This is a genomic window from Martinezella sp. CNPSo 3959, from assembly GCF_057784355.1.
This window is the reverse complement of record NZ_JBXSOV010000015.1, coordinates 47,082-59,248: the sequence shown is the minus strand read 5'-3', so window position 1 is coordinate 59,248 and position 12,167 is coordinate 47,082. Positions and strand designations below refer to the sequence as shown.

Below are 12,167 nucleotides of genomic sequence, written 5' to 3'. Positions count from 1 at the left end.
CTGGTGGCAACCGAAGTTAGCAATGACGTGCCGGCAAAAGTGCCGGCACGCGGCATCTGGGGCTGGATGTTCTTCGACTGGGCGGCGCAGCCGTTCTTCACCGTTGTCACCACCTTCATCTTCGGCCCCTATTTCGTCGCGCGGCTGACGGCCGATCCCGTCTCAGCGCAGACGACATGGAGCAACATGGCGACGATCTCCTCGGTGATCATCGCCATCCTCTCGCCGGTTCTCGGCTCGATCGCCGATCAATCCGGCGCCCGCAAGCCCTGGATCGCCTTCTTCGCCGTCATCAAGATCGCAAGTCTCTTCTGTCTCTGGGGAGCAGCACCGGGATCGCCCCTCATCTATCCCGTGATCTTCATGATCCTCGCTTCGATCTCGGCCGAATTCTCGATCGTCTTCAACGATTCGATGATGCCGCGGCTGGTCGGCAAGGACGATGTCGGCAGGCTGTCGAACGCCGCCTGGGGGCTCGGCTATCTCGGCGGCATGATCGTGCTGATCACGGTCGTGACCCTGCTGGCCGGTAATCCGCAGACCGGCAAGACTATCTTCGGCTTGGCGCCGCTTTTCGGCCTCGATGCCACGTTCGGTGAGGACGCCCGCATCACCGGACCGATCTCGGCCGTGTGGTATTTCATCTTCATTCTGCCGATGTTCCTCTTCACACCGGATGCCGCCCGCGGCCTGCCGCTTGGCGCCGCCGTTCGCTCGGGCCTGCGTGAGCTATCGGCGACCTTGGGCGAGCTGAAGCGCCGGCGCGGCATCAGTCTCTTTCTCATCGCCCGCATGATCTACCAGGATGGCGTCAACGGCCTGCTTATCCTCGGCGGCACCTTTGCGGCCGGCATGTTCGGCTGGGCGACGATCGAGATCGGTATCTACGGCATCATCCTCAATATCATCGCCATTTTCGGCTGCTTCGCCGCCGGCTATGTCGATCGCTGGCTGGGCTCGAAAGTGACTGTCGTCATCAGCCTGACATTGCTGCTTATAGCAACCTTCGGCATCATCTCCACCGGACCCGGCTTCACGCTCTTCGGCCTAGTGCCGCTTTCCACCATCAGCTCCGGCGGTCTGTTCGGCACCGCGGCGGAAAAAGCCTATATCGGCTACGGCCTGTTGATCGGCATCGCCTTCGGCCCCGTCCAGGCTTCCTCGCGCTCCTATCTCGCCCGCAGCGTCAGCCTCTCGGAGGCCGGGCGCTATTTCGGCATCTATGCGCTCTCCGGCCGCGCCACCAGCTTCATGGCGACGCTGTTCTTTTCGCTGATGACCTATTGGAGCGGTTCGGCCCGTCTCGGCATGGCGACGCTGGTCATCTTCCTCGCCGGGGGCCTTCTACTCCTGTTACCGACGCCCTATCCGGCTGACAAGGGGGCAAAGTAGGGATATCCTTCTATTCAAGTTGGGATATGCTCTTCCCTTCTCCCGTGGGGAGAAGGTGGCCTGAAGGGTCGGATGAGGGGATAGCGCGGCGTAACCCGGAAGCGGCCTATGTCATTGCGAACAACATATACCTTCCCGGTAACGCCCCCTCACCCCGCGCGTGACGCGCGACCCTCTCCCGACGGCTGTTTGCCGGGACAATCGAGAGGGTTCAATTCAGACGAACCTTAGCGAGGCCGTCATGGCTAAAGTTCACGAAGATGCGGGGCTGCCGCTGGCGGCCTAATCAACGCTAGGCATCTTGATCGAATATGCGGCGTCGTCGGGAATTTCCGGCGACGTTTCTTTGTGATGTTAGGCGTGTGATGTCACCACGTTGTCGAGATATTCGAGGATGCCTTGAATGGGTGGCACTGTCACTTCCTCGTGGGCACAATGCATCCACATTCCGTCGATCATTGCGGTTAAGGTCTCGGCTGTTACCAAGGCCTTCTCTTTCCCGACTAGGACTTTGAGATCGGCAACCAAATTGCTTTTGAGCCTCCGGGCATTGATGCGCGATAGACGCCGCAATCTTTCGTCATGGGTAGAGTGAGCCGCGAAGTGTAACCATGCTACGCACATCTCGCGGGAGAATACAGAAGGTAGGAAATTGCTTTCGATGATCGCATGCAAGCGCTCTAGTGGCGTTGTTGCACCAGCCATCCTTCTTACGGTTTCAATGCGAACGGATTCGAGGCGGACACGCATTGCCTCGCCGAGAAGGGCATCCTTGCCCCCGAAGTAGTGGTGGACATTGCCCGCTGAAATCCCTGCGATCGATGCGATATTCGCTACGGTGATCCCAGCGAACCCATATTGATAGATAGCCTTCACGGTAGCATCAACGAGGGCCTTGCGACGGTCTGCTCGCATCTCCTTCCTGGTGACATTTGCATTCGCAAGCGAGCGGTTCGTTTCGCTTTGTTTCTTCTTGAGTGGCATTTTAACGACGATCTCTTTGGCATTACTCAATCATCACAAGACGCTGTCGCGGTTCGAAAGTCAAAGCATTCAAGCCGAATCTACCAAATTATTTGCATGAGCAAGCAAAATGGATTAACGGTCGGTAAGTTGTCCATAGGAGGTCGTGACAGTGAGCGGAAAAGATATAGTTGGTGGACTTGAAGCCTTTAATTTGGTTGGAAAAACCGCAGTGGTGACAGGTGCCGGACGAGGTATAGGCCGCGCAATTGCCGAAGAGCTTGCCGCCGCCGGCGCGAACGTGATGCTCGCCTCCCGGACGGAGAACAACCTGGCAGATACCGCCGCAACGATCCGTGCAGGAGGGCGACGGGTCGAGACGACACGGGCCGATATTTCATTGCCTGACGATTGCGAAGCTTTAATGCGGCGAACGAACGACCTTTTCGGCACGATCGATATTCTGGTCTGCAATGCCGCCACGAACATTCAAGGCGCGGCGGCCGGGATGACGGCCGAAAGCTGGCGACGGGTGATCGACGTCGAACTCTCGGGCTACTTCTACCTCTCCAAGGCGGCGCATCCGTATATGGCCAGCCGACGTTCAGGCTCGGTCATATTCGTTTCCGCTAATTCCAGCCTTGTCGGCTATGCCGATTTGGTGGGGGTCGCCACCGCGAAAGGCGGTTTGGACATGATGGCGAGGAACTTGGCCGTTGAGTGGGGTAGCGACGGCATACGAGTCAACACCATCAATCCGGGCTGGACGGAACACGTGCCGCCCGACGGTGCGGACGTAGCCGCCGGGACCGGCGACCTTGAGGAAGATATTCGCGCGACGACGCCCTTGCAGAGACGAGGCACCATGCGCGAATTCGGGTCGCCGGCGGTATTCCTAGCGAGCGATGCCGCTTCTTATGTCACTGGCCAAAACCTCATCATCGACGGTGGATACTCGGTTAAATGATGAATGAGACGGCGGGGAAAGACTTAGGCAGCTTCCATCTGAAGATTTAACGTCTCAGCGTGGCGAAGCTCCTGGCGCTGCCTCTGGCAGCGCTGGTTGCCTTCGGTCTGACACTCAACGAGGAGCCGCAACGCTTGCCGTAGGTCAGATTGCGGATTCCTCTTCAATGCTTGGAATTCCGCTGGGGTGAGGGTAACGTCATCAATGGCGGAAATGGCGCACGCCGGTGAAGACCATCGCGACATTGTGCTCGTTGGCCGCATCGATCACTTCCTGGTCGCGCATCGAGCCGCCGGGCTGGATGACGGCTGTGGCGCCTGCGGCGATCGCCGAGAGCAGGCCGTCGGCAAAGGGCAGGAAGGCTTCGGAAGCGACGGCGGAGCCGCGCGTCAGTGGCTCTGCAAGCCCCATGGCCTTGGCGGCTTCCTCGGCCTTGATGGCAGCGATGCGGGCAGAATCGACGCGGCTCATCTGTCCCGCGCCGATGCCGGCCGTCTGGCCATCCTTGGCGTAAACGACGGCATTCGACTTTACGTGCTTGGCGACACGGAAGGCGAACTTCATATCTTCCAGCTCCTGTGCCGTCGGCGCGCGCTTGGTGACGACCTTGAGCTCCATGTCCTCTACCAGCGCATTGTCGCGGTTCTGAACGAGCAGGCCGCCGGAGACGGTCTTGGCGGTAAGGCCAGCTATACGGGGATCGGGTAGGGCGCCGACCGAGAGGAGGCGGAGATTCGGCTTGCGGGCGATGATCGCCTTAGCTTCCTCACTGACCTCGGGCGCAATGATGACCTCGGTGAAGAGCTTGACGATCTCTTCCGCCGTTTCGGCGTCGAGCAGGGTGTTCAGTGCGATGATGCCGCCGAAGGCAGAGGTGGAATCGCAGGCGAGAGCGCGCTTGTAGGCTTCGACAAGGCTCGGGCCGGTGGCAACGCCGCAAGGGTTGGCATGCTTGATGATCGCGCAGGCCGGACCATTTTCCGGCAGGAACTCAGCAACGAGTTCATAGGCCGCATCGGTGTCGTTGATATTGTTATAGGACAGCTGCTTGCCTTGGATGAGCGTCGCCGTGGAAACGCCGGGGCGGTTTTCGCCGGTCAGGTAGAAAGCCGCCTTCTGGTGCGGGTTTTCACCATAGCGCATTTCCTCGCGCAGAACCCCGCCGATGACGCGGTGGCGCGGGGTGGCGATGTCGAGCGCTTCGGCAAACCAGTTGGAGATCATCGCGTCATAGGCAGCCGTGCGGGCAAAGGCCTTGGCGGCCATGCGCTTGCGGAAATCATAGGTCGTCTGGCCGGTATCAGTGGAAAGCTGTGCCAGCAGCTCGGTATAATCGGCGGGATCGGTCAGCGTCGTCACATAGGCGTGGTTCTTGGCCGAAGCGCGGATCATCGCCGGGCCGCCGATGTCGATATTCTCGACCGTCGTCGGATAGTCGCCGCCCGCCTTGCGCACGTCCTCGAAGGGATAGAGGTTGATGACGGCAAGATCGATGCCCTCGATGCCATGCTCCTTCATCGCAGCCTGATGCTCGGCATCATCACGGATGGCCAGCAGGCCGCCATGCACCTTCGGATGCAGCGTCTTGACGCGGCCGTCCATGATCTCCGGAAAATTCGTCACTTCCGACACGTCGGTCACAGCAAGGCCAGCCGCAGCAATCGCCTTGTGTGTGCCGCCGGTCGACAGAAGGCGCACGCCCTGTTCGCTCAGCGCACGCGCCAACTCGACGATGCCGGTCTTGTCGAAAACGGACAGAAGTGCGGTTTTCACCTTCACCTTGTCGGGAGCGGGAATTTTCTTGGAAACGACGGCCATGGGCTTTCTCCGGTCTAGAGCAACTCCAGGAAAAGTGTATGGCGGTTTTCCGTCCGGAGTTGCGATAACAAAAAACAGAGCGGAACGCTCTGGAATGAGGAGATGTGGCGTCCGGCAAAAAGGTGCGGGACGGATAATGCCGCCCCGTTAGCATAGCTCACGCGCTTAGCCTATGGCCGATGCGATAAAAACCAGCGGATTTCCGGCTTTTCCGTGATCCGGAAGACGATCTCGAGCTGATCGGAAGAGCGCATGCCCGAGGGATCGGCAAAGAATATATCCTCAGCCACAAGCACCTCGTTGCCGGGCGAGGAGAAGACCCAGGTCTCTCCGTCCGGCGCGATCAGCAGCGCGGAATCCGTTTCCGTCTGCAAAAGGCTGATGGAAGGATGGATATGGAAGCGGGCCGAAGCAATGCCCTCACCCTTCGGCTTGTTCTTCTTGCCCTCGGGCACGAAGAAGCGATCGCGGCCGGCGACGATCGTGCCGCTAGCATTGAGGCTGATTTCCCGCTCATGGACATAGCCGAAGGTGGAGAGATAGCCGTCATGCGCGGCGCGCACATAGTCGCGCCCGTCCTCGGTCTCGGCTCGCTCGACGATGACCTTCTTGATGCCACTGACCATGATTGGCCCAAGCGATTTCGATTTGGAAAACTGGCAGGAGGAGGTGTCATTGAGCGTAACGGTGGAATGCGCCGCGGTCGCCCGCGCCGCCTGCATGAAGCGATCGCCTGCGAATTCGGGCGCGCCGGAATTGATGATGAAGCGCGTCTTGCCCGACGACATCTCGAAGGAGAGACAGCCGGCATGCGCAGTGCGGCTGAGATCGGTCGAAGCTGCAGCGCCGGCATCGATGATGACAACGGCCGAACCGGCCGCCAGCCGGTGATATCTGGTATGCGGGAGCGCCTTGAAGGCCTGACCGGCCGTCTCGTCATAGCGCAGCACCGACATCAGCTCGTTGGCTAGCGTCGATGTCGCGCCGTTGAACAGCGCCAAGTCGCCATCCTGGTGGCGGAAGAAGCGCAGTGCCGGATACATGCGATCGATGCCGGGGATCAGCCGCACCGGCACGTCGTGGCCGAGATTGACATAGGTTTGGCGTAGCGGCAGCAGATCAAGCAGCAGCTCTAGCGATGCGCGCGGATTGCGGGAGATGTGGCCCCCATCCTGCAGAATCTGCCGGTCTATCTCCCGGTCGAGCGCCTGCCCCGCCCGCTTCAGTGCGAGGGAACTGCTCGGCATGGCGACCGAGGCCATGGCAAGCGCAATGCGCACACGGAACCGGGTGATGCCATCCGGTGACGACGCAACGGTCCGGCGCAGAAAGCGCACGTGGAAAACCAGCATGCGCATAAAGCGGCGGTAAAAGCCGCTATCCGTGCCCTGCAAAAGCACGGGCGAATGCGACAGAAGCGCGATCAGCCGCTGCGCCGCTATATCGGGCGACCAGGCAAGGCCATGCAGCCGGCGACCGTGAACGACAATCCAATCGGTGAGGATCGACCGCGCCGCGGCTGAGGCCTGATCGCTCTTTTCCGCTCGCAAATGCCGTAGCCAGCGAAAATTGTGCAGTCGGGCGGCAAAGGCCAGCGATGGCAGTTCGAGCGAGAAGGGCGATGCGCCCTGCGTTTCCAGAACGCGCCCAGCCAGCAGGATGCGGCCGTTCAGAAGTTCTTCGACGAAAAAGGGATCGACGCTGCGCAGATCGGTCGGTGCCACGATCAGGCGTTCCGGCACACGCATCGTGTGGCGGGTGAGACGCAATCGCGTCAACGCCGCGCGGCGCGACATCCGCCGCCATGCTTCCCGCATGTATGAACTCACAAAACCCTGCCGCAGATCTGCATATGTGCTTCTGCTTACTCTCATTAGCCGTGGTTAAAAAGAGGTTACAAATATATCAATTAAGGACACATTTGCCGGTTTTTTTAACCGCCCGGTAAAAACGATTCGAAGTGGAGATTAATAGCTGCGGCGAAGCACGACGGCAAAGAAGCCGTCGAGACCGGAAGCAAAACCGTCGGAAAGCGGCAGCATGTCCGGCGTGGTGCGGAAGGCTCCACGTGGGGAAATCGCCGTTTCGAGACCCGGCCAATCACCCGCTGCGATCGGGACGCGTTCGACATTCTCCGTGTCGGCAAGCAGACGCGCGACCAGATCTTCTCCCTCTTCAGGATCGAGCGAGCAGTTGGAAAACACGACTACGCCGCCCGGTTTGACCAGCGTCAGGGCATGGCGGAGCAGGCGCTCCTGCAGGGCGGCGAGCTTGGCGATATCCTCCGGCCCCTTGGTCCAGAGCACGTCCGGATGGCGGCGCGTCGTTCCTGTCGAGGAGCAGGGAGCGTCGAGCAGAGCGGCGTCGAAAAGCTCTTCAGGCCGGTATTTGCTCATGTCGGCAACGACCGTTTCGGCCTCGAAGCCGAGGCGCGTCAGATTGCCGGACAGTCTCTTCAGGCGATTGGCGGATTGATCGAGAGCCGTCACCTTGGCGCCGGCGAGAATGAGCTGCGCCGTCTTGCCGCCGGGCGCGGCACAGAGGTCCACGACCCGCTTGCCGGCCAGCGAACCGAAAAGCTTGGCCGGAATGCTGGCGGCAGCATCCTGAACCCACCACTCGCCGTCATCGAAACCCTCCAGCGAGGGAATGGACCCTTCGAACGCGGCAAGCCTCACACTGCCGGTCGGCAGCACCACGCCATTCAGGCGTTTCGCCCAGCCTTCAGGATCGGATTTTACGGTGAGGTCGATAGCCGCCGGCTCGAGCTGCGTGTCGGAGATCTTGAGCGCCGCAGGGTTACCATAAGCAGCTTTCAGGCGGGACAGGAACCAATCCGGCATGGCCGGCACCTTCGCGATCTGCTCGAGAATCTCCTGCTTCTCGCGGCCGATGCGGCGGAGTATGGCGTTGACCAGCTTGGCGAAACGGCGATTGCGGGGATCGCGGTTGGCCTGCTCAACGGCAAGATCGACGGCGGAATGATCCGGCACGTCGAGATAAAGGATCTGCGTCGCACCGACGACGAGCACATGATGCAGCGCGCGGGCGCCTTCGGGCAGCGGAGAATCTAGCAGCGAGGAGATCGCGGCCTCGATGCGCGGCAGGTGCCTAAGCGCGCTGTTCAAGATAGCCCGCACCAGTGCCCGGTCGCCATCGCTGAGCGTCGTATAGGCGGCGCTGCCGCCTTCGACATCAAGCATACCGTCGAGCGAGGTCTTGCGGTCGAGCACGGCTCCCAGGATCTTCGACGCAGCCGCGCGGGCCGCAAGGCCCGGCTTCGGCGGAGACGTATCAGGCTGTCGCGTTGGCTGCGGCCGCTTGCCCGATCGTTTTCCGTCTCTGTTGGAAGCGTTATTTTTCGTGTCAGAACTCAAGACCAGGGACCCTTCGGCGGTTGCGAACCACCGCGACCCGTATTCGGTACGGAGCGCGATTTGCGCCCCGGATTAGCAGTGAAGGACGGTCCCGTCGAGCCAAAGCCGGAAGATGGGCCAGAAGACGGCGTCATCGGCGAGGCGCCACCGCCGCCGTAACGGGCCATTTCATGCAGCGCGGCGATGCGGTTTTCCGTGTTCGGGTGGGTGGAAAACAAGTTGTCCATGCGCTCGCCGGAGAGCGGATTGATGATGAACATATGGGCAGTTGCCGGATGGCCTTCGGCCTCTTCGTTCGGAATATGCGCCGCACCGCGGGCGATCTTGCCGAGTGCGGAGGCGAGCCACAACGGATTACCGCAAATTTCCGCGCCACGGCGGTCGGCGGAATATTCGCGCGTACGGCTGATCGCCATCTGCACCAACATGGCAGCCAGAGGGGCCACGATCATGGCCACGAGAACGCCCACCATGCCGAGCGGATTGTTGTTGTCGCGGCGGCCGCCGAAGAAGAAAGCGAAATTGCCGAGCATGGAAATAGCACCGGCAAGGGTTGCCGTGATCGTCATGGTCAGTGTGTCGCGGTTCTGTACATGCGCAAGCTCATGCGCCATCACGCCGGCCACTTCCTCCGGCGTCAGCGCGTGCAGTAGGCCGGTGGAAGCGGCAACGGCGGCATTTTCCGGATTACGGCCTGTCGCGAAAGCATTCGGCTGCGGGCTGTCATAGAGATAAACCTTCGGCATCGGCAGGCCGGCATTGCGGGCGAGATCGCGGACGATGCGGTAGAATTCCGGCGCGCTGCGCTCATCCACCTCCTGCGCACCATAGGTTGACAGGACCATCCGGTCGGAATTCCAGTAGGAAAAGAAATTCATGCCGGCAGCGACGACAAATGCGATCAGCATGCCCGATTGACCGCCGATCAGAAAGCCAACGCCCATGAAGAGCGCGGTCATGAAGGCAAGCAGCATGGCAGTACGCATGAGATTCATCGAAGGGTCTCCAAACACATCTGTCGTCCAAACCTCTTTCTTTGCGGCCGGACACGCCGGAGGCGGATGATTTCAGGTCTCTTCGACCTGAAATCTGAATCCGCTCCGGAATCAAAAAAGCAGAGCATGATGTTATCCGAAAACCGTTCACACTTTTCGGCATCATGCTCTATGATTTGGCTATTCCTCCGCCTAATTCAACGGTTCCGGACCGATCAGATCATGCAGACAGCCGATAACGACAATAAACTCGACACCGAAACCGGTGAAATCACGCGCAAGCCGCTCTCGCCTGCGGCCAAGCGAGCGCTCGCCGAAGCCGAGGAGCGCCGCAAGGCGCAGGAAGCTCAAGCGCAGGCCGAACTTCCCCCCGAAATCGGCGGCCGCGGCGGCGCCGACCCCGCCCGCTTCGGCGATTGGGAGATCAACGGCCGGGCGATCGATTTTTGAGATCTTGCTTGGGTAAATGCTGATTTTGCTATCCCGCCCCCTCGGGGCGGGATAGAGCGAAGGCTCGACTTACGCCGCATCCGCCTTGTTTTGCCTATTGGCGATCAGATCATCGACGACAGCCGGATCGGCGAGCGTCGAGGTATCGCCAAGCGCGCCGAAATCATCCTCGGCAATCTTGCGCAGGATGCGGCGCATGATCTTGCCGGAGCGGGTTTTCGGCAGGCCGGGGGTAAACTGGATCTTGTCCGGCGAGGCGATGGGGCCGATTTCGGCGCGGACATGCTTGACCAATTCCTGCCGCAGCGCCTCGGTGCCTTCCATTCCGACCATCAGTGTCACGTAGCAATAGATGCCTTGACCCTTGATCGAATGCGGATAGCCGACGACGGCGGCTTCCGAGACATGTTTGTGCGACACCAGCGCCGATTCCACTTCGGCCGTGCCGAGGCGGTGGCCAGAGACGTTGAGCACGTCATCGACGCGGCCGGTGATCCAATAATAGCCGTCCTCGTCACGGCGGCAGCCGTCGCCGGTGAAATACTTGCCCTTGTAGGTGGAGAAGTAGGTCTGGATGAAGCGCTCATGATCGCCATAGACGGTGCGCATCTGGCCGGGCCAGCTGTCGGCGATAACGAGATTGCCGTCGGCCGCCCCTTCCAGCACATTGCCCTCATTGTCGACTAGCTCAGGCTGCACGCCGAAGAAGGGTAGCGTCGCCGAACCCGCCTTGAGATCGGTTGCGCCCGGAAGCGGCGTGATCATGTGGCCGCCGGTTTCCGTCTGCCACCAGGTATCGACGATCGGGCAGCGGCTGTCGCCGACCACCTTGTAATACCATTCCCAGGCTTCCGGATTGATGGGTTCGCCGACCGTGCCGAGGATGCGCAGGCTGGAGCGCGAGGCGCGCTTGACGAAATGATCGCCGGCGCCCATCAGCGAACGGATCGCCGTCGGCGCGGTGTAGAAGATATTGACCTTGTGCTTGTCGATGACATCCCAGAAGCGGCCCTGATCCGGATAGTTCGGCACGCCTTCGAACATCAACGAGGTCGCGGCATTCGCAAGCGGCCCGTAGACGATATAGGAATGGCCGGTCACCCAGCCGACATCGGCCGTGCACCAGTAGATATCGCCGGGATGATAGTCGAACACATATTCATGCGTCATCGCCGCATAGACGAGATAGCCGGCCGTCGTGTGCAGCACGCCCTTCGGCTTGCCCGTCGAGCCGGAGGTATAGAGAATAAAGAGCGGATCTTCCGCCTTCATCTTCGCCGGCGGGCAATCCGCCTTCACCTTGGCGATTTCCTCGTGATACCAGACATCGCGGCCGGGTTCCCAGGCAACCTTTCCGCCGGTGCGGCGTACGGCGATCACGGTCTTGACCGCAATCTGCTGCTTGGCGGCGATCTGAACGGCCTTATCGGTGTTTTCCTTTAGCGGGATCGACTTGCCGCCGCGCACACCCTCATCGCAGGTGATGACGACGCTCGAGGCGCAGTCGACAATGCGGCCGGCAAGCGCTTCCGGTGAGAAGCCGCCGAAGACGACCGAATGCACCGCGCCGATGCGGGCGCAGGCGAGCATCGCATAGGCGGCTTCCGGGATCATCGGCATGTAGATGGTGACGCGGTCGCCCTTCTTGACGCCGTGCTTCTTCAAGACATTCGCCAGCCGGCAAACCTGCTCGTAGAGCTCGTTATAGGTGATCTTCTTGTCGATATAGGGATTGTCGCCTTCCCAGATGAAGGCGACGCGATCGCCATGCTTCTTCAGATGGCGGTCGATGCAATTATAAGAGACGTTGGTGACGCCATCCTCGAACCATTTGATCGAGACCTTGCCGGTGAACGACGTGTTCTTCACCTTGGTGAAGGGCTTGAACCAGTCGATCCGCTTGCCGTGCTTGCCCCAGAACTTGTCGGGATCCTCGACGCTCTGCTCATACCATTTCCGGTATTTCGCCTTGTCGATCAAAGCATGCGCCTTGGCCGCCTTCGTCACAGGATGAACCTTCTCCGACATACTTTCCTCCTCAACTCCCTTGCACCCCGATTTGTAACCGTGAGTGCTCTTTCCGCGCAATAAATAGCAGGTCAAACTACGACAGCAATTGGACAAAGTGCATTTCATGCGCAAAGAATTGCAATTACGCGACACTATCGCTATATAGGGCCGTATTTCCCGGACAATGTGGTGTTA

9 protein-coding genes are annotated in these 12,167 nt (G+C 60.3%); 3 read left to right on the top strand and 6 right to left on the bottom strand.

Features of this window, described 5'->3' with window-relative positions; all coding sequences use genetic code 11:
• On the top strand, nucleotides 1–1,392 hold the full coding sequence (locus AC13RE_RS24385; RefSeq protein WP_488564878.1) for an MFS transporter: 1,392 nt from the start codon (nucleotides 1–3) through the stop codon (nucleotides 1,390–1,392).
• Nucleotides 1,393–1,746: 354 nt separating this feature from the next.
• Here the strand turns inward: AC13RE_RS24385 and betI are convergent, their stop codons facing one another.
• Nucleotides 1,747–2,376, bottom strand: coding sequence for a transcriptional regulator BetI (gene betI / locus AC13RE_RS24380; RefSeq protein WP_488564843.1), 630 nt, complete (start codon nucleotides 2,374–2,376; stop codon nucleotides 1,747–1,749).
• Between the two features lie 151 nt (nucleotides 2,377–2,527).
• Between betI and AC13RE_RS24375 the strand changes: the two genes are divergently transcribed.
• Nucleotides 2,528–3,322: an SDR family NAD(P)-dependent oxidoreductase gene (locus tag AC13RE_RS24375; RefSeq protein WP_488564842.1), complete on the top strand. Its 795-nt coding sequence runs from the start codon at nucleotides 2,528–2,530 to the stop codon at nucleotides 3,320–3,322.
• Between the two features lie 201 nt (nucleotides 3,323–3,523).
• Here the strand turns inward: AC13RE_RS24375 and purH are convergent, their stop codons facing one another.
• The 4 genes from purH to htpX form a co-directional block, all read right to left on the bottom strand.
• Nucleotides 3,524–5,140, bottom strand: a complete 1,617-nt coding sequence (gene purH / locus AC13RE_RS24370; RefSeq protein WP_488564841.1) for a bifunctional phosphoribosylaminoimidazolecarboxamide formyltransferase/IMP cyclohydrolase — start codon at nucleotides 5,138–5,140, stop codon at nucleotides 3,524–3,526.
• A gap of 170 nt (nucleotides 5,141–5,310) precedes the next feature.
• Nucleotides 5,311–6,957, bottom strand: coding sequence for a heparinase II/III family protein (locus AC13RE_RS24365; protein ID WP_488564840.1), 1,647 nt, complete (start codon nucleotides 6,955–6,957; stop codon nucleotides 5,311–5,313).
• Nucleotides 6,958–7,107: 150 nt separating this feature from the next.
• Nucleotides 7,108–8,517, bottom strand: coding sequence for an RsmB/NOP family class I SAM-dependent RNA methyltransferase (locus AC13RE_RS24360; protein ID WP_488564839.1), 1,410 nt, complete (start codon nucleotides 8,515–8,517; stop codon nucleotides 7,108–7,110).
• Nucleotides 8,514–9,512 carry a zinc metalloprotease HtpX gene (gene htpX, locus AC13RE_RS24355; RefSeq protein ID WP_488564838.1) on the bottom strand — a complete coding sequence of 333 codons (999 nt, stop codon included), beginning with the start codon at nucleotides 9,510–9,512 and terminating at the stop codon, nucleotides 8,514–8,516. Before htpX ends, AC13RE_RS24360 begins: the two co-directional genes overlap by 4 nt.
• Before the next feature lie 222 nt (nucleotides 9,513–9,734).
• On the opposite strand from htpX, the gene AC13RE_RS24350 reads away from it, so the two are divergent.
• Nucleotides 9,735–9,962: a DUF1674 domain-containing protein gene (locus AC13RE_RS24350; protein WP_112338663.1), complete on the top strand. Its 228-nt coding sequence runs from the start codon at nucleotides 9,735–9,737 to the stop codon at nucleotides 9,960–9,962.
• Between the two features lie 69 nt (nucleotides 9,963–10,031).
• On the opposite strand, the gene acs is transcribed toward AC13RE_RS24350, so the two are convergent.
• Entirely contained in the window at nucleotides 10,032–11,990 is a 1,959-nt protein-coding gene (gene acs / locus AC13RE_RS24345; RefSeq protein ID WP_488564837.1) for an acetate--CoA ligase, read from the bottom strand.
• Nucleotides 11,991–12,167: the final 177 nt, after the last annotated feature.